A 17,509-nucleotide genomic window follows, 5' to 3' on the forward strand; every position below is an offset into this window, starting at 1 on the left:
ATGGCTAAAAAAGCACCAGAATTGGAAGAGTACAAATATGGTTTTCGCGACGAACACAAATCCATCTTTCAAACCGGTAAAGGTCTGACGGCTGAAGTCGTCACCGAAATTTCCCGGATCAAAAACGAACCGGAGTGGATGCTGGAGTTTCGTTTGAAAGCTCTGAAACAATTTGAAAAGATGCCAATGCCGAAATGGGGCGGAGATCTGGACGAATTGGATTTCAACGATATTCAATACTATGTTCGTCCTTCCGAAAAACAAGGGAAAACATGGGAAGAGGTACCTTCCGAAATCAAGGAAACGTTCGACAAACTCGGTATTCCTGAAGCAGAGCAAAAATTCCTGGCAGGGGTATCCGCTCAGTACGAGTCCGAGGTTGTATACCATAACATGCAAAAGGAACTGGAAGAGCAAGGCGTGATCTTCATGGATACGGACACTGCCCTCAGAGAGCATCCAGAAATTTTGCGCGAATATTTCGCAACGGTCATTCCGCCGGCAGACAACAAATTTGCTGCATTGAATAGTGCGGTATGGTCCGGAGGCAGCTTCATCTACGTTCCAAAAGGCGTGAAATGCGAAGTGCCTTTGCAAGCCTATTTCCGGATCAACTCCGAAAATATGGGACAATTCGAGCGTACGCTGATCATTGCGGACGAAGACAGCTTCGTTCACTATGTTGAGGGCTGTACGGCTCCGATCTACAGCACCAACTCGCTGCACAGTGCGGTCGTTGAGATCATCTGTAAGAAAAATGCCCGCGTTCGTTACACAACGATCCAAAACTGGGCACCAAACATCTACAACCTCGTAACCAAACGTGCGGTTGCCGAAGAAAATGCAACGATGGAATGGGTCGATGGCAACATCGGTTCCAAACTGACCATGAAGTATCCTGCGGTTGTATTGAAAGGCCGCGGAGCGAAAGGTTCCGTTCTGTCCATCGCGGTAGCAGGCAAAAACCAACATCAGGATGCAGGGGCGAAAATGATTCACCTTGCACCGGATACAACGTCCACGATCGTATCCAAATCGATCAGTAAACATGGCGGTAAAGTAACGTATCGCGGACTGGCTTCATTTGGCCGTCAGGCTGAAGGCGCCAAAGCCAACATCAAATGTGATACGCTCATTCTCGACAATGAGTCCACATCCGATACGATTCCTTACAACGAAATCATGAACGATAACATTGTGCTGGAGCATGAAGCAACGGTATCCAAAGTCTCCGAGGACCAGCTCTTCTATCTGATGAGCCGCGGATTGACCGAGGCCGAAGCAACGCAAATGATTATCATGGGCTTTATCGAACCGTTCACCAAAGAACTGCCGATGGAATACGCGGTAGAGATGAACCGTTTGATCAAATTCGAAATGGAAGGCAGCATCGGTTAATCGATCGTTGGCATCCAACAGGACCAAGGGATATCCCTTGGTTCTTTTTTGCGTTTATAAATCGGCAGGGTAACTTTGTTATTTTTTTGCTTTTCATAGGAAGATGGGGAGTATAATAGGATCAAAAACACAGTCAAATTGTGGGACATGTGCATCTACTAATCGAAAAGGATGGTGATTCCATTTCCATGAGCATGAATCCATTCGAAGGATACCGCGTCACAAGTTCATTTGGCTATCGGATCCATCCTCTTCATGGAGGGCAGACATTTCATCGGGGGATAGATTTGGTCAAAGTGCCTTGGAATGCGCCTGTATTTGCATTTATGGACGGCATTGTGCGCTTTGCTGCCGAGGGGGCTACTGGTTCGGGATTCGGCGGTTACGGCCTTACAGTAGCGTTGGAGGACCATCGGGGCTACCTGCATTGTTATGCCCATTTGTCCAGCATTGGCGTACGGACAGGCCAAAAGGTAAAACGTGGACAGCGGATCGGCAATCAGGGAAGCACCGGGCAGAGCACGGGCCCTCACCTTCACTACGAAATACGCAAAACTAGCGCCCCTTCCTATGGCTATACGGCTAGTGAAGACGGTGTAGTGGAACCGGAAGCCTACTTGAAATCTGAATACGGCACGAACGGGGAGGAGCATGCGCCCATGACAAATGAAGAGAAGCTGGCCTTTGAGGCGTTGCAGAAAAAGGTGGATGCTCAGGCAGCTTGGGTGGAGCAGCAGAAAAAGTTAGCCAATATGAGCTGTCCGGCCTGGGCAAAAGACGCATATGACTATTATCGTAAATATATGCTGACGGAGACGGGCAGTTATGATTTTTGGCGGATGCTGGTGATCATGTATCGTAAGGAAAAAGGGTTATCGGTGACTTCGCAGTCTGATGGGGGAACAGCCTAAGTAGAGTCCCAAAATCGTACTAAATTCATCCGATGGACTGCGTGGTATGCAAGTGTGAAGGAAGGGGCCGGAAGCGAGCGTGGATTTAAAAAAGGGAGGCCTGTGGTCAGGCTTCCCTTTATAGCGTTTTGCTGGACGGTCATCGATTAATTCGTATAAATTTCAACAATGGCAATATCCCTTTCCTTGGCCAAATCGATAAAAGCGGAGGAAGTTTGAACCAGTGGCCGGAAGTAATCGGCAGGATTATTCATGACGATCAGGCCGTTTTCCCCTGTAGAGAGCAGGACGCGCTTGCCGATAAAATTCGGAAGCATATGCTTGATTAATTCCTGTGTGGCTTCCCCGTTCAGTTGTCCGAAACTGAGGCTGTACAGCTCGCACAGAACTGAAATCAGTTCCTGTTTAGTCTGATATACCCTGTTTGTGGTCATCGCGCTGTATACGTCTGCCACAGCCGTGATGCGGGAGTACGGATGAATTTCATCCCCCTTCAGGCCCAAAGGATATCCGCTGCCATCCTCGCGTTCATGATGCTGCAGCGCTACGGTAGCAAGAATTTCGCTTTGCGTGGATTTCTTGATAATCTCATATCCATAAGAGGTATGTTTCTTCATCTCTTCGAATTCTTCGTAAGTCAGCTTGCCTGGTTTATGTAGAATTTCAGCAGGGATTTTTGATTTCCCGATGTCATGCAGGTAGCCTGCCTTGGCTACGGTGAGGCATTCATCCGGATCGTATCCCATCCAGCAGGCGATGTAGAATGATAGCATACCTACTTGCAGCGAATGGTTATATGTGTATTCATTGTCTCCATCCAGCATCAGGAGAAGGGAAACAACGTCTTTTTGTTTTTCCAGTTGGGTGGTGAGGGGAACGACGATCTCATTCACCTGCTCATCGTCAATGAACCCTTTCTCCAGCGCTTGTTTGAATAACACTTCAGTACCTTTGATCGTATCGTCAAACAGAGTTTGTAACCGACGGGTTTGATCGGAAGGCAAGGTTTGTGCATCAGAGTGTTCGTTGGATGCTGTGTGCTCTACATCTGCATAATCGATTCCATGTTGCAGCAATTTGAAAATATCGTCTTCGCTGAGTGTGGAACCTTTCATCAGCATGTGGAGACCTGTACTGTTGTATACATCGCTTTTTAACAGATCGCCAGGTTTAAGATCAGTAACATGCACTCTCACGTATAAACCACCTTTTCCTCGACTTATATCGACACATATAGTAATAATAACAAGAAAAAAATGGGTTGACAACGACTTATTTACTGATCCATGTGAGCTTTCAAGAGATGGAAAGACTAATTATCAAGGTTTTTGGTAGGGTCCCATGGACCTAGTTGGTGCCCTTTCCATTCAGCACCATCTTCCCAGATTTCTTTTTTCCAGATCGGTACGGCCTGCTTCAGCCTTTCGATCGCATAACGGCTGGCATCATAACAATCGCTGCGGTGCGGAGAGGACACCGCAATGACAACGCTAATCTCCTCGACATCCACTTTACCTATGCGATGGCTGATCGCACACTGCACGCCAGGCCAGCGTTCGGAAATTTCCGCTCCGATGGCCGCCATTTGAGATAAGGCCATCGGAACATATGCTTCGTATTCCAGATGAACCGTTCGTTGTTCTCCCGTCATTTCGCGCGTCGTGCCGACGAAAGTCAGCGTTGCTCCATGGTTTGCAGTGATCACCAGTCTGGTCGTGGCCTCGACGGATAAAGGGGAGGTCGTGATCATGTACATGCCATCCGGCGTCCGGTGCTCGGCGGCGGTGATGGCGGGCTGGTCAGGCGATGCATCGGAGCCGTCTCCTCCGGATACAGGCGGAATCAATGCAAGCTCATCCTGAGCCTGGATTGCCGCACTCGCCGGGGCATACTGCTGATTGACGGCCAGAAAAGCGGAGCGGATTTGCGCAGCCGCCTCAGGATAGGCGAGGGCAAGGCTTTCTTTTAACGAGGCAGCCGTGGGCTGTTCCCCGGGATAGTCATGTTCAAGGACAGACGTGCCGATTCGTTCGGCAATGCCTGCAAATAACTGAATTTTCAATTTCATGCTGGAGTTCACCTCTTTTTGATCTCTAAACCCTTTCAATATATCATAACGACGCCGAAAATGTTATGCTTATCTATTAGAGGAATATACGCATGTCAAGACCTATAATTGGCGGAAGGATGAGCCTGATGGAAAATGAGCGATTAACGATACTTCATACCAACGACATCCACAGTCATTTTGATTCCATGAGTTCCATCGCCGCTATGATTGAACGGGAACGGCGCGAAGCCGGAGCCTTTTTGGTTTTGGATATAGGGGACCACATGGATCGCATGGCGGTGGAAACGGAAGGAACACTGGGGTCGGCGAACGTCGACGTGATCAATCTGACGGGATATGACGCCATTACGATTGGCAACAACGAAGGTTTGACTTTTACGCCGGAGCAGCTGGCCAAGTCCTATTCGGGTTTGCAGTGTCCGGTCGTATGCGGAAACGTTCTGGATCAACGGACGGGCCTCCCTCCTGCCTGGATGAAGCCCTCCCTGATCGTGGATAAAGGCGGTTTCAGAATCGGCCTATTAGGTGCTACGGCGCCGTTTACGTCCTTTTACGAATTGCTTGGCTGGGATGTGTTGGACCCGGTGGAAACGCTTCGTAAACAGGCCGAGGCGATTCGTCCCGAGGTGGATGTCGTCATCGTGCTGTCCCATTTGGGACTGTCCACGGACCGCAGGCTGGCCGAGCAGACGGATAGCATCGATCTCATTTTGGGCGGACATACCCATCACGTGTTGGAGGAGCCTTTGATCATTGGCGGGACGGCGCTCGGAGCTGGCGGGAAATTCGGTCAGTGGCTGGGTAAAATGGTGCTCGAACGCAAAGCGGAATCGAGAAGGCCGGTTTTGGTGCACGGCGGCTGCGTTCCGGTCGACAGGTCGTTGCTGGAGGAAAAGGTGGTGCTCGCGATCGAAACGGACCGGATGGCTGCCAATGAAGCGCTTCGGCAGACCGCGGTTATTAGCGACAGGACGCTAGCCATCGATTACGTGCACGAATCGCCTTTTGCCAATCTGCTGGCCCAAGCCGTGCGCCGCTTCACCGGCGCGCGGGTTTCGGTAGTCAACGCGGGCCAACTGCTGGGTGATTTGCCTTCAGGCGACATTACGAAAGGAATGTTGCATTCCCTATGTCCATCTCCGATCAATGCTTGTACAATAGTGTTAAAAGGCCGTCATCTCCGGGAGGCTTTGGAGCAGTGTCTGCTGCCTGAGTACACGGACAAGCCGATTATCGGATTCGGGTTCCGCGGGAATATTCTTGGCACGTTATGCGTGGACGGATTAGAGATCACTTTTGACCCTGATGGTGGTCCATATGAACGGATCCGTTCGATCTCCCTGGACGGGGAACCGCTTGGCGGCGAAGAGGAAATCGTGATAGGGACCTTGGACATGTTTACGTTTAATGTAGGGTATCCCTCCCTCGCCCAAGGAACAGAGACGAGGTACCGTCTTCCCGAATTCATACGCGATTTGATTGAAACGGAACTGAAAAGACCAGGGGCGCTGGACGAATGTTTGCGAACCCGCTGGCAACATATTTAACGAGACTTGCCTTCTGCTATAACGGCGGCTGTTGGCAATTACATCTACGGAGCGGGAGAGGATAGGCTGTGCGTCTGGTACATATAAACCTATTGCAGCCTGGCATGAAGCTGGGAAAACGAATATTTAGTGAAGAAGGTTTGGTCTTGCTTAGTGAGGGGGTCGAATTAACCAGTCGCTTGATTGCACGCCTCAAAGAGTTGGGGATCGGCTATGTATATATCAAGGACGCGGCCACGGACGACATTATCGTTCCCGACATGCTGCACGAAGACACGAGGCGCAGGGCCCTGGTGGAGATCAGAAAGCAGTTCCAGAACATGTCGACGGTCAAAACAAAGAGCCGGATGCCGCATTTCGGCAAAGCGTTCAGCGGTTTGATGGATTCAATTCTGGACGATATCGGCGGCCAGAAGGAAGCGATGATCATGCTGATGGACATGAACACGAGCGATTTTGATCTATACAATCATTCTCTCAATGTATGTGTCTATACCCTGGTACTGGGTGTGGCTTCGGGGTATACAAGGCATCAGCTGACGGAGATCGGGCTTGGCGCCCTGCTGCACGATATCGGAAAAACCCAGGTTCCGGCAGAAATTCTGCATAAGCCTGCCAGATTGAGTGATGAGGAGTTCAAAATCGTTCAGCAGCACACTACATATGGACACCGCATTCTGAAAGATGAACCCGGAATCCCGCTTCTGGCCGCCCATTGCGCACTGCAGCATCATGAACGGATTGATGGCAGCGGTTATCCTTTCGGTTTGAAAGGAAACGAGATTCATGAGTATGCCAAATGGCTGGCACTCGCCGATTCTTATGATGCGATGACAAGCAACCGGGTGTACCAGCAGGCCTTGCTGCCCCATCAGGCGGTTGAAGTGTTATACACGGGTTCGGGAACGCTCTACGAACAATGGATGCTGGCAAAATTTCGCGATTGCGTGGCCATTTACCCGATCGGTATATCCGTTATGCTCAGTACGGGCGAAGTCGGGGTAGTGTCCGCGATTCATCCGCGCATCCCGCAGCGCCCGCGGATCAGGGTGTTGAAAGATGCCGATGGGCAGATGCTGGCTCAGCCGTATGAGATCGATCTTACTACAGCGCTGTCGGTAATGATTACCGGTGTAGAAGGAGCGGAAAAGATCCCGCCCCAAATGGACTGCAATGAATTTTCCTAATTGCTCACATATGCGATTCGGAGGCGCTCAGATGCAATATCCAGGGCAGGCATGCCTGGAATTGCCGGGCGTTTTTGTCATGTAATGGACAGAGGCCTTCATCCCGAAGCCCGCAAAATTGTGCTATGATTAAAGGTAATTCCCATAAGATACAGATGGGATATGATATGAATCGAACTTTTTAGGTTAAGAAAAGGAATAAGGTGAAGAACAATGACCATGCTAAACTCAGGAGCGCCAGAATCAATCTTGCCGTTATCGCCTGCAAATGATCCGTGGGACCCGATCGTCTCACTTCGTAAATATGGCCGTCATGTACTGACCAGCGTAGAAATGACCGTAACCCATCTTTGCAATATGCGCTGCGAACACTGCGCGGTAGGAGATATGCTGACGATGCGGGAAGCGCCGTCCATGCCCATCTCCCTTATGCTGAAACGGCTGGATGAAGTCGAACACCTGCAAACGATCAGCTTGACGGGCGGAGAGCCCAGCTTCAGCCAGAAGACGGTGGACGAGATGATTATTCCTTTGCTGAAGTATGCGAAGGAACGCGGCATCCGTTCCCAGATCAATTCCAATTTGACGCTGGACATCGGCCGATACGAGAAATTGCTTCCTTACTTGGATGTCATGCATATTTCATTCAATTATTTGAATGCAGACGATTTTCATCAGGTTGGTTTTGCCAACAGCAACAGACCGGTTAAACGCGAGGTTGCTGTGAAAATGTACGAGAAAATGATTGAAAACTCGCGCAAGCTGAGTGAGGCAGGTATGTTCATTTCCGCCGAATCGATGATTAATTTCCGCACGCATGAGAAACTGGAAGGCATTCATCAACTGATTCGCGAAATGGGCTGCGTCCGCCATGAAGTGCATCCGATGTACAATTCCAATTTCGCGTCTTCGTTGCCGGTCCTTTCTCTGGAACATATGAGAGCAGCCATTCACCGATTGCTGGATGTGCGTGACAAGGACATGTGGATGCTGTTTGGCACATTGCCGTTTTTTGCTTGCAGTGCATCGGAGGAGGATCGTAAGTTGATCAGCCGCCTGCGCAGCGAGCCCAATGTGACGGTCCGCAATGACCCTGACGGGAGGAATCGCGTCAATGTCAACATGTTTACAGGGAACGTATACGTCACCGACTTCGCAGACATTCCCGCCTTCGGCAATGTGCAGGACCGGAAGCTGGACGACATCTTCCATGAATGGTCTGCGGAACATCCGCTAAACCAAACCGTCAACTGTTTCTGCGATGAGGCTTCCTGCTGCGGACCGAATCTGCTTGTGGCAGACATGTATTATAAAGGGATCGATTTCAAATCCCGAAAAGCCATTCTGCGTTAGGAATCCAGGTTTAATTCCTGCAAATAGATCATAAAGGGGAGCTTCGACTTGGATATTCATACGGAATTTCATTTCGGACAGCTGCTGTTTAATCTGTTTTGCGTGTTCATGCTCGTTTTTTTGAACGGCGTGTTCGTGGCAGCTGAATTTTCGCTCGTCAAGGTGAGGCAGACCCGGCTGACACAACTTCTGACCGAGGGGCATCGGCTTGCAGGCTACGCGCTCAAAGTCAACAGCAAGCTGGACGCGTATTTGTCTGCAACGCAATTCGGCATCACGCTGACATCCCTCGGGCTTGGATGGCTCGGCGAGCCGGCCATTTCCGAGCTGCTCGTTCAGCCGTTGATGAGCAAGCTTGGCATAACGGATACCGCATTGATCTCGACGGTTTCCGTCATCGTCGGCTTTTGTATCATTACCTTTTTGCACATCGTTCTCGGAGAGCTTGCGCCCAAGTCGCTGGCGATTCAAAAAACGGACGGCATCGCGATGCTGTTGTCGGCGCCTTTGCTCATATTCTATAAGGTGTTTTTCCCGTTCATTTGGGTATTGAATGCGTCGGCCAACGCATTGCTGCGCTTGGTCGGCATAGAACCGGCGAGCGAAAGCGAGGTCCATTCCGAAGACGAGCTTCGAATTCTGATGAAACAGAGCGCCAAGAGTGGCGTGATCGACAAGGATGAGATCAAATTGATGGACAACATTTTTGATTTCTCGGACATGCTCGCCCGCGAGGTCATGCTGCCGCGAACGGACATGCACTGTCTTTACGCGAATTTGCCGCTTGAAGACAACCTGAAAATCATTAACGAAACGAAGCATTCCCGCTATCCGGTTGCCTTGGAAGACAAGGACCAAATCATCGGATTCATCCATATCACGGACCTGCTATTGGCCGAACCTGAACGGCAGCAGGATTTGGCTTCGCTCGTCAGACCGATCCTGAATGTGCCCGAATCGATGGAAATCAGCCATGTATTACGTTTGATGCAGAGTAAGCACTCCCAGATGACGCTTGTTGTTGACGAGTACGGAGGCACGGCTGGACTATTGACTGCGGAGGAGATTTTGGAAGAAATTGTCGGCGAACTGTATGACGAGTTCGAGGATGAACGTCCGGATGTGGAGCGCAAGGAAGGTGTCTTTTCCGTGGATGGCCGCTGCCTGATTGAAGAAGTGAACGAGTGGACAGGTTCGGCGATCGAAGATGATGAAGTGGACACGATCGGGGGCTGGCTGTTCAAAGAGCTTGAAGGGAGCCCGTCTAAAGGAAAGGCCAAGAAACTGGACGATTACGTATTTGAAGTGGAAGAGTCTACGCGTCTGCGCATTACGAGAGTGAGGATATATAAGGATCTGCAATCCAAAGGACAGCTTGCGGATCAAGGTTTGGCGGGGCAAAGGCCGTCGCCACCGGGAGATTCCTTGAATTGAAGGGTGCAACGTTACACGGGCTCTACTTGCTTGCGGCATACCTTATGAACATATTTGGACCTTTGGCTGTTGCGCATGGAGGCAACAAGCCAAAGGTCTTTTTTTACTTTTACGCATCCAGGCGACAGGACAAAATTCCGGTATCTCCAAATCTCAACCCTTAATAAAATTCGGATTAACTTGGTCCGTAACGACATAAGGTTATAGTGACGCAACGGATTCGGCATATAGCGTTGTGCCTAAGAATCGTGTTTATTAAGGGAGGCGAGTTTCTTTGATTGATCCTCAGATTCGCGCATACAGGCCGTTTATTGGACCGTTTGACCCATGCAAACCGATGGAGATTCGAACCTATCTTGTCCCGCCCCAGCTGTTTATTCCGTTTCAGCCCATGGGTTGGCCCCAGTTCAGCCCGTCTGAGGCATTGAGAGCAGGCACGTTGTGGCCTGCGCTGTACAGTCCGTACACGTCGAAGAAGTTTGTGGAAAGCGAGGTGAAGGGGGATGGATGCTGACAAACCGAAGGCTGGCGACCTGAAATATTATGAGCTGCTTGAAGAGCTTCAGGCCTTGGATTTTGTGCTGGTAGAGCTGACGCTCTATTTGGATACGCATCCCGGGGATTATCAAAGCATCGAGCAATTCAACAAGTTTGCGCAGGAGCGGATGCGGGTTGCCCATGAATTCCAGCAGTTGTACGGCCCGCTGCAGAACTTCGGCAATTCATTTTCCAAATACCCCTGGGAATGGTCCCAGTCTCCCTGGCCTTGGCAGGTATAATCGATGCCCGGATCGGCTGCTGCATCGTGTGGGCTGTTTTGCGGACCATGAAAAAAGGCACTTCAACGATTTTCTTCCATCGGTTGAGGTGCCTTCGCATCGCCAAGTTGAGTTGCTGCTTCTAGCCATTTGCCATACGACATACACATGTTCTGAAGAAATGAAAACGTAGCGGCCCTGAAGCGGAACGGGAGCAAGGAACCACTTTGAACGGTAAAAGGAGGCGTATTGCATGTTTATCTATGAAAAAAAGCTGCAGTATCCCGTGCGGGTAAGCAAATGCGATCCCCATATGGCAAAGCTGCTCATGGAGCAATATGGCGGGGCGGATGGAGAGCTGGCTGCAGCGCTCCGATACATGAACCAACGGTATACGATTCCGGATAAAGTCATTGGTCTGCTTAACGATATCGCGACAGAGGAATTCGCGCATCTGGAAATGATTGCCACGATGGTTTACAAGCTCACCAAGGATGTTACCGTCGAAGAGCTGGAGAAAGCCGGGCTGGACGCGCATTATGTCAATCACGACCGGGCGCTGTTCTACAGCAATGCCGCCGGCGTGCCGTTCACCGCAACCTATATCCAGGCAAAAGGTGATCCCATTGCCGACCTCTACGAGGATATTGCAGCAGAAGAGAAAGCGCGGGCTACATATCAATGGCTGATCGACATGACGGATGACGTGGATTTGCAGGACAGCCTCAAGTTTTTGCGGGAGCGGGAAATCGTGCATTCATTGAGGTTCCGCGAGGCCGTGGAAATGTTGAAGGATGACCGGGAAACGAAAAAAATATTTTAGCGTCTGCGGCCGAATGCCGTTTGCGATTCCCTTCATGGCAAAAATGACTCATATGCACAACATAAAGCCCTCCATGGATCATATAGGAGGGCTTTCTCGTGATATGCTGGCCGTGCGGCCGTGTCGGCCGAATGGGCCAATCCTTTTCAGTATTCCACCACCATGGCAACATTTTGCCACCCTGCGCCGACCGTCCAGAACAGAACCTTGTCGCCGCGCTGGATCTGGCCTGACGTAATGGCCCGATGGAAGGCGATAAATGGACTGCTGGTCGAGGTGTATCCGAACTCATCGCCGATATATACGGCAACATCATCGGAGATTCCGATGTTTTTGGAAACGGCGCGGATGTTGGCGATGGAAAGCTGCGAGAAGCAGGCCGCTTTGATCTCGTCTACGCCGATTTCATTGCGTGACAGCATGGTAAGAATGGATTCGGAAGCGGCATCCACGCAGATGGAGTCGTCGAACGGAATGAACTTGACATGAAGCGCGCCTGCATCCACTCCTGTTTGGCCAAGCTTGGCCAAGCCTTCTGCCGGGAACAGGGAATTGTTGTACACGCAAGTATCCGTCTGATAGATGGAATCGATAAAACCGACAGCATGCTCGTCACGTTCGACGATGACGGCTGCCGCGGCTTCCCCGAAGTTGGCGAAATAGACCGGATCATCCGGGCTTGCATGAGGAGCGACATAATCGGAGCCGATGATCAGTGCCCGCCGTATGCGCGGGTTGCCCAGCATCTGGCGGCTCACCTGTTCAAAGGCCGCGGTCATTCCGGCACAGTTGGCATTGCTGTCGATGCAGATGGTATGGGAAGCTCCGTTGATCAGGCGATGAATCATCAAGGAATTCGTAGGGAAAATGTACTCCGGCGTTTGACTTGCGTAAGCGATAAGATCGATATCGGCGCCGGACAGCCCGGTTTTCTCCAGCACGTTGCTGGCGGCTTCAAAAGCCATGCTGAGCGAGTTTTCATCCTCGTTGTCGATTTTGTAACGCTGATCGCGACCCAGTGCTTTTAACAATCCGCGAATATCCACACCCCTTGCATCAAAATGATCAATGTAAAACGCATTGCCCACCTTGTTTGCTGGATGATAGATATCGATGTCTACGATACGAATTCCGGCCATGTTAATCTCCTCCCGCGGATGGATACACCAGATGGTTCCGCCTGATTTATTGGGTGTTTAAGAAGTAACGGTCGATATGATTTCAAGGTTGTCCAGACCAACGGTGCGTCCGAGACGGGATAGCTGCATTTTCAGAATGGCATTGTTTTCGAGCGTCAGAATAACCTTTTTGAAGCCGTCCTTTTTAAACATGGCCAAGCAGCCTTCCAGAAGGGGGACAATTTCCGGTGCAGTGACGTTCAGCTTTTTGCAATCGATGTGCAATTCGTATTCCGCCGGAGTGAGCTTTGCAACCGTGTCCTGATAAGCCGAGATCGAGCGCAGCCCGTCCTCTTCGGAGAAAGAACCCTCCAATTCAATGTTTAACAGCTTTTTGGATACATCGGGTTTCAGAATAAAACTTCCCATAATCGTTCTCTCCTTCAAAATGAGTTAAGCTACCCTGCAGACAAAATGACTGGTCGTAACAATACGTTGAGTACCCATATCATAGGTCAGGATAATTTAACCATATTATAAAGGCGGCCATGTTAAAAGATCAATAATAAAGTCGAATCGTGTATATAAATGTAGAAAAGTGAATCATTGGATTTCCTCCAGCGTAGCCAACAAAACATTAAATGCGCTGATAATGCGCGGAGCTCCTACGCATGGCGCAAGATGCAGCAGTACGCCTTTAAGCTCGTCCACCGTCACGCCAACCTGAAGGGCCATCGCATAATGGATCCCCAGCTGTTCGTATTGTCCTTGCGTAATGAGCGAAGAGATGATGGCGACTTCCTTCCATTGCTCGCTGATTGTGGTCCGTTGAAAAATGTCGCCGTAAGCTGTACCCATAATAAATTCGGAAAGCTCGGGAAAATGCTCTTTAATGGGAGCAAGCGCTTTGGCTCCATAATTTCCGGACAGCTTGGCGAAGCGCTCCAACCCTTGATTCACCTGTTCGTTCATGCTTTGTCCTCCTAGTCCAAATTCAGCGTGCGGTGAGCCGTAGGCGGAATCTCATCGCGATCCGTCAGAAGCTCAATGACAGCGACCTGCTGCAGACGCTGGGCAGATTGCAAGGCGGAAGCGAACTCCGCTTGGGTCTCGGCCCGATATGCCGCCGCACCCAGCGATTCGGCAAACTTGGCTGCATCCATGGGGACTTCGTACAACGTGCCATCGATTCGCCCGGTCGTTTTTTGCATGCCTTTTAAAGCCATGTCCAGTTGTTTATTGTTCACGACGATGAAAATGACGGGAAGCTGGTTGCAGACCGCGGTATGAATTTCGGTACCCAGCATCATGAAGCAGCCATCCCCTGTAATGCAGACGATCGTTTCCTGGCGCGCGGCCGCTTTTGCGCCAATGGCCATGCCGATGGCATTGCCCATGCAGGCAAAATAAGCATCAAAGACAAAGCTTCCCGGTTTCTTCACTTTATAACGTTGAACCGCATGGAAACCGTGACTTCCGTCGTCAACAAACAGCATATGATCATAGGGGAGAAGGTCGCTCATATTCTCCAATATGGAAGCAAGGGACAGCCCGGTCAGTTCCGGCAAAGGCAATGTGTAGTCGGGGGGAAGCGGTCTTTCTTCTGTTTTGGGAATCGGGTGTCCGGATATCGTGCCCAGCAAAAACTGCAGACTGTCTTTCAGATCACCGGTGATATGTAAGGTATGCGAGTCGAGGATTTTACCGATGAATGTCGGATCCGTATCGAATTGAATCAGATGAGCAGGGTGGTTTTCGCGCTTGAGATTGCATATCGTCATGTCGCTCAAGCGTGAACCAAGCACGATGAACAGATCGCTCCGGTTCAGCATTTCGTCAGCATGGGGAACGCCGCCAACGCCGCATGGGCCGTGGTAGAGCGGGTGGTCCCAGGCGATTGCGCCTTTTCCGCCAGGCGAGGTCACGACAGGGATGTTGAACGTTTCGGCGAAATGCACCAGTTCATCGTGTGCCCTTGCCCGGTTAACGCCTTTTCCGGCAATGATCAGCGGCCGCTCGGATTGCTGCAGCAGCGGAAGTACGCGATTCAGATTGGATACGCTGAGCAATGGTTCGTGTTCCGGCAGGACAATGCGGCAGTCGTTCAAGCGTTCGGTCTGTACATCGAATGGAAGACATAAGTGGACAGGCCCTTTATTAGGACCAAGTGCAATGGATAGGGCATGGTTCAGCAGCGTGCCGAAATGGTCGCCGCGTTCCACAAGCTTGCTGAAGAGCGTTGCAGGTCGGAACATCTCTGCCAGGTCGGCGAGATAGGACGAGGAATCTTGGCATTGGGGGATTCCTAATTCCTGTATAGATTGGTGGCCGGTAATGAACAGCACAGGCAGGTTATTTGCCTTGGCATGTGCAGCAGCTGTAAGCAGGTTGGTGCCGCCAGGTCCCGAAGTGGCAAAGGCAACGCCGAGTTTGCCTGTCTGAAGGGCGTAACCGGCAGCTGCGAAACCCGAGCTGGATTCGTGTCTGCCGGGGATCATTTCAAGTCCGTAATCCACCATTTTCAGAGCAGCCGGGCATATGGATTTTCCGATAATTCCAAAAAAGTGGGTAACGCCCAAATCATAAAGAGTTTTCGCCAAAATATCTGCTACGGTTGTCATGTGAAACACCTCGCTTCGCAAATAGGTTGATAGACCCAAAGGGTGTGTTCTGTGTTCAAATGATCGTCGTGATGAAGATATGAAAGGAAAAATCCTTTGTTAATAGGAAGAGTAGCTTTTTTTGTGGTTTTTTGTCAACTTGTTTTGTGGGTAAATTTTCCTGAATCTAAAGTTGTAAACGGTTTATGCCTTATGGCTGCTGGAAAAAATAAATAGTCGCATAAGCCTGTCTTTCTATTTTGAGAAATTATAATTAATAGTTTTTATGTAAAATAAAATCGAAAAATATCATAATATGGTTGTTTGGCGGAGCATGCTTCGCATGTTCGCATTTCTGTGTTCATTTATGCAATAAAGCCATGTTTCCTACATTTCTGGTATACTGGAGTCTGATTGGAGTGAAGTGGGATGACAACAATTAGAATGGCGATGATCGGCTTGGGCAAAATGGGAAATCACATGCTTGAGCAGGCTGGTCGAAATGACCTTGGCGCTTCGATCGAAATCGTGGCTGCATGCGATACGGACGAGGCGGGGCTGCGTGCTTTTGCGGATTCCTACCCGGGAGCGAGTATATATACAAATTTTAAGGCACTATTGGACGAATGCCAGATCGATCTGTTGTACGTTGCGGTTCCGCCCAAGGTTCATTACCAGGTCGTTATGGAAGCGCTGCAGCGCAAAATCCCGGTATTCTGCGAGAAGCCTCTGGCGAACAGCGCCCAGGAGGCGGCTGAAATGTTAGCCGCAGCGGAAAGCGCTGGGGTGATGCACGCCGTGCATTTCTCCATGCCCCACGAGCCGGCCGTCCTGAAACTGCAGCAGCTGTTGGACCAGAGAACGATTGGTTCAATCTGCAAAATCGAACTGATTCTGCAATTTCCGCAATGGCCGCGGAGCTGGCAGCAGAATGAGTGGATTACGGGGCGCGAGCAGGGCGGCTTTATTCTGGAAGTCGGCATTCATTGGATCCACGTCATCCAGAATGTGTTTGGCAGCATCACCGTCCTTCGAAGCGAAGTGGATTATCCCGAAGATGCCCTTGGATGTGAGCGCGAGGTGCATGCGGATATGCGACTGGATGACGGGACGCGGGTTAAGCTGAAAGGCATCTCCCATTTTTCGGGCGAGGAGCGTGTCTCCATGATCGTATATGGAGCGGAAGGGACGCTGGCTTTGGAAAACTGGGAGGAGTTGATGGGCGGGGCCATTGGCGAACCGCTTATGCCCATCGAGACCCCGGAATCCATGAGCGAGCTGCCTGTGCTGAAACATGTGATTGCGCGCCTTCAAGGCAAGCCCGGCAGAATCTATGATTTCAGCGACGGTTACCGGGCCCAGCTTGTGCTGGAAGCGCTGCGTAGTCCGAAGCTTTCCTGATTCCCGGCCAATGTTGCAGGGTACAGCGATTCGTCGATGGTTTGCAAAACAGCTCAAGTTTACATTGGTGAACCTTTAAGTATATCATGGGGAAAAACGGAAAAATCCGATCAACATTTCAAGCCGAAAGGAATTCTGATATGACGAAAGAAACGACATTGCGCAAACCGGAAGCGATGATTTTTGACATGGATGGAACGCTGTTTCAGACGGAAACATTGTTGATGCCCGCGTATCACCGTCTGTTCGATACGCTTAGAGCCGAAGGACATTTTGAAGGAGAAACGCCGCCGGAGGAGCGAATGCTCGGCAGTCTAGGCATGCTGCTGGAGGATATCTGGAAGGTCGTCATGCCGGACGCTTCCGAGGCAGCCCATCGCCGCGCGGACGAACTGCTGCTTCAGTTGGAGATTGAAGGGCTCGATGGGGGCGATTCTCGACTATATCCGCAGGTCAAAGAGACGCTGGAAGCGCTGAAGGAACAGGGCGTGCGCCTGTTCGTGGCGAGCAACGGGCTGGAGGATTACGTGAAAGGCGTAGCTTTTGCCCACGAAATCATGCCGCTGTTTGAAGGTGTGTATAGCGCAGGCCAATACAAGACGCCATCCAAGGTCGATCTTGTGCAAATCTTGCTCAAGAAGCACCACATTCAGGATGCCTGGATGGTCGGAGACCGTTCCTCGGACGTCGAGGCGGGCAAGATGAACGGACAGACCGTTATCGGCTGCGCCTATGCCGGGTTCGGCCGCGATGAGGAGCTGGCCGGATCGGATGTGTTGATCTCCGACTTTACGGAATTGCTGGGCTTGTATCGGAATGCTGCAGAATAACTACGTCATGCACGGATTGCTGTATGTTCAGCTTGACCATTGAATCGCGATCATCGCTGTATTGCGATTCGCTCCATT

17 protein-coding genes are annotated in these 17,509 nt (G+C 50.6%); 11 read left to right on the forward strand and 6 right to left on the reverse strand.

The window, feature by feature from the left end; all coding sequences use genetic code 11:
* Both sufB and L6H98_RS31305 read left to right on the forward strand, forming a co-directional pair.
* A complete protein-coding gene (gene sufB, locus L6H98_RS28905; protein WP_236421165.1) occupies positions 1 to 1,398 on the forward strand; it encodes a Fe-S cluster assembly protein SufB in 1,398 nt (465 codons plus the stop codon).
* A gap of 188 nt (positions 1,399 to 1,586) precedes the next feature.
* Positions 1,587 to 2,309: a M23 family metallopeptidase gene (locus L6H98_RS31305; protein ID WP_290371504.1), complete on the forward strand. Its 723-nt coding sequence runs from the start codon at positions 1,587 to 1,589 to the stop codon at positions 2,307 to 2,309.
* A gap of 146 nt (positions 2,310 to 2,455) precedes the next feature.
* Here the strand turns inward: L6H98_RS31305 and L6H98_RS28915 are convergent, their stop codons facing one another.
* Positions 2,456 to 3,505, reverse strand: a complete 1,050-nt coding sequence (locus L6H98_RS28915; protein WP_236421166.1) for an HD-GYP domain-containing protein — start codon at positions 3,503 to 3,505, stop codon at positions 2,456 to 2,458.
* Between the two features lie 116 nt (positions 3,506 to 3,621).
* Positions 3,622 to 4,377 carry a molybdenum cofactor biosynthesis protein MoaE gene (locus L6H98_RS31310; protein ID WP_290371505.1) on the reverse strand — a complete coding sequence of 252 codons (756 nt, stop codon included), beginning with the start codon at positions 4,375 to 4,377 and terminating at the stop codon, positions 3,622 to 3,624.
* A gap of 119 nt (positions 4,378 to 4,496) precedes the next feature.
* On the opposite strand from L6H98_RS31310, the gene L6H98_RS28930 reads away from it, so the two are divergent.
* The 7 genes from L6H98_RS28930 (at position 4,497) to L6H98_RS28960 (ending at position 11,482) form a co-directional block, all read left to right on the forward strand.
* Entirely contained in the window at positions 4,497 to 5,927 is a 1,431-nt protein-coding gene (locus L6H98_RS28930; protein ID WP_236421225.1) for a bifunctional UDP-sugar hydrolase/5'-nucleotidase, read from the forward strand.
* A gap of 104 nt (positions 5,928 to 6,031) precedes the next feature.
* Positions 6,032 to 7,114, forward strand: coding sequence for an HD-GYP domain-containing protein (locus L6H98_RS28935; RefSeq protein WP_236421226.1), 1,083 nt, complete (start codon positions 6,032 to 6,034; stop codon positions 7,112 to 7,114).
* A gap of 213 nt (positions 7,115 to 7,327) precedes the next feature.
* A complete protein-coding gene (gene yfkAB / locus L6H98_RS28940; RefSeq protein WP_236421167.1) occupies positions 7,328 to 8,467 on the forward strand; it encodes a radical SAM/CxCxxxxC motif protein YfkAB in 1,140 nt (379 codons plus the stop codon).
* Between the two features lie 48 nt (positions 8,468 to 8,515).
* A complete protein-coding gene (locus L6H98_RS28945; protein ID WP_236421168.1) occupies positions 8,516 to 9,901 on the forward strand; it encodes a hemolysin family protein in 1,386 nt (461 codons plus the stop codon).
* Between the two features lie 274 nt (positions 9,902 to 10,175).
* On the forward strand, positions 10,176 to 10,415 hold the full coding sequence (locus L6H98_RS28950) for a spore coat associated protein CotJA (protein WP_290371506.1): 240 nt from the start codon (positions 10,176 to 10,178) through the stop codon (positions 10,413 to 10,415).
* On the forward strand, positions 10,405 to 10,680 hold the full coding sequence (locus L6H98_RS28955) for a spore coat protein CotJB (RefSeq protein ID WP_236421169.1): 276 nt from the start codon (positions 10,405 to 10,407) through the stop codon (positions 10,678 to 10,680). Before L6H98_RS28950 ends, L6H98_RS28955 begins: the two co-directional genes overlap by 11 nt.
* 232 nt (positions 10,681 to 10,912) lie before the next feature.
* Positions 10,913 to 11,482 (forward strand): manganese catalase family protein, encoded by a 570-nt coding sequence (locus tag L6H98_RS28960; RefSeq protein WP_236421170.1) that lies wholly within the window; start codon positions 10,913 to 10,915, stop codon positions 11,480 to 11,482.
* Between the two features lie 146 nt (positions 11,483 to 11,628).
* Here the strand turns inward: L6H98_RS28960 and L6H98_RS28965 are convergent, their stop codons facing one another.
* The 4 genes from L6H98_RS28965 to L6H98_RS28980 form a co-directional block, all read right to left on the reverse strand.
* Positions 11,629 to 12,621, reverse strand: a complete 993-nt coding sequence (locus tag L6H98_RS28965; RefSeq protein ID WP_236421171.1) for a 3-oxoacyl-[acyl-carrier-protein] synthase III C-terminal domain-containing protein — start codon at positions 12,619 to 12,621, stop codon at positions 11,629 to 11,631.
* Positions 12,622 to 12,678: 57 nt separating this feature from the next.
* Positions 12,679 to 13,029, reverse strand: coding sequence for a hypothetical protein (locus L6H98_RS28970; RefSeq protein ID WP_236421172.1), 351 nt, complete (start codon positions 13,027 to 13,029; stop codon positions 12,679 to 12,681).
* 174 nt (positions 13,030 to 13,203) lie between these two features.
* Positions 13,204 to 13,572 (reverse strand): carboxymuconolactone decarboxylase family protein, encoded by a 369-nt coding sequence (locus tag L6H98_RS28975; RefSeq protein ID WP_236421173.1) that lies wholly within the window; start codon positions 13,570 to 13,572, stop codon positions 13,204 to 13,206.
* Positions 13,573 to 13,583: 11 nt separating this feature from the next.
* Entirely contained in the window at positions 13,584 to 15,221 is a 1,638-nt protein-coding gene (locus tag L6H98_RS28980) for a thiamine pyrophosphate-binding protein (RefSeq protein ID WP_236421174.1), read from the reverse strand.
* 408 nt (positions 15,222 to 15,629) lie between these two features.
* Between L6H98_RS28980 and L6H98_RS28985 the strand changes: the two genes are divergently transcribed.
* Positions 15,630 to 16,601, forward strand: a complete 972-nt coding sequence (locus tag L6H98_RS28985; RefSeq protein WP_236421175.1) for a Gfo/Idh/MocA family oxidoreductase — start codon at positions 15,630 to 15,632, stop codon at positions 16,599 to 16,601.
* Positions 16,602 to 16,741: 140 nt separating this feature from the next.
* A complete protein-coding gene (locus L6H98_RS28990; RefSeq protein WP_236421176.1) occupies positions 16,742 to 17,431 on the forward strand; it encodes an HAD hydrolase-like protein in 690 nt (229 codons plus the stop codon).
* The last annotated feature ends 78 nt before the right edge of the window (positions 17,432 to 17,509 follow it).

It is taken from the genome of Paenibacillus sp. JJ-223 (assembly GCF_927798175.1).
Classification (GTDB): Bacteria; Bacillota; Bacilli; order Paenibacillales; family Paenibacillaceae; genus Paenibacillus; species Paenibacillus hubeiensis.

What these genes read in the sequence shown, in the direction of transcription:
- L6H98_RS31310 (WP_290371505.1), bottom strand. Translation starts at nt 4,377, where the DNA reads ATGAAATTGAAAATTCAGTTATTTGCAGGCATTGCCGAACGAATCGGC.
- L6H98_RS28955 (WP_236421169.1), top strand. Translation starts at nt 10,405, where the DNA reads ATGGATGCTGACAAACCGAAGGCTGGCGACCTGAAATATTATGAGCTG.
- L6H98_RS28930 (WP_236421225.1), top strand. Translation starts at nt 4,497, where the DNA reads ATGAGCCTGATGGAAAATGAGCGATTAACGATACTTCATACCAACGAC.
- L6H98_RS28965 (WP_236421171.1), bottom strand. Translation starts at nt 12,621, where the DNA reads ATGGCCGGAATTCGTATCGTAGACATCGATATCTATCATCCAGCAAAC.
- L6H98_RS28985 (WP_236421175.1), top strand. Translation starts at nt 15,630, where the DNA reads ATGACAACAATTAGAATGGCGATGATCGGCTTGGGCAAAATGGGAAAT.
- L6H98_RS28990 (WP_236421176.1), top strand. Translation starts at nt 16,742, where the DNA reads ATGACGAAAGAAACGACATTGCGCAAACCGGAAGCGATGATTTTTGAC.
- L6H98_RS28975 (WP_236421173.1), bottom strand. Translation starts at nt 13,572, where the DNA reads ATGAACGAACAGGTGAATCAAGGGTTGGAGCGCTTCGCCAAGCTGTCC.
- yfkAB (WP_236421167.1), top strand. Translation starts at nt 7,328, where the DNA reads ATGACCATGCTAAACTCAGGAGCGCCAGAATCAATCTTGCCGTTATCG.
- L6H98_RS28970 (WP_236421172.1), bottom strand. Translation starts at nt 13,029, where the DNA reads ATGGGAAGTTTTATTCTGAAACCCGATGTATCCAAAAAGCTGTTAAAC.
- L6H98_RS28935 (WP_236421226.1), top strand. Translation starts at nt 6,032, where the DNA reads ATGAAGCTGGGAAAACGAATATTTAGTGAAGAAGGTTTGGTCTTGCTT.
- L6H98_RS28980 (WP_236421174.1), bottom strand. Translation starts at nt 15,221, where the DNA reads ATGACAACCGTAGCAGATATTTTGGCGAAAACTCTTTATGATTTGGGC.
- L6H98_RS31305 (WP_290371504.1), top strand. Translation starts at nt 1,587, where the DNA reads ATGAGCATGAATCCATTCGAAGGATACCGCGTCACAAGTTCATTTGGC.
- L6H98_RS28960 (WP_236421170.1), top strand. Translation starts at nt 10,913, where the DNA reads ATGTTTATCTATGAAAAAAAGCTGCAGTATCCCGTGCGGGTAAGCAAA.
- sufB (WP_236421165.1), top strand. Translation starts at nt 1, where the DNA reads ATGGCTAAAAAAGCACCAGAATTGGAAGAGTACAAATATGGTTTTCGC.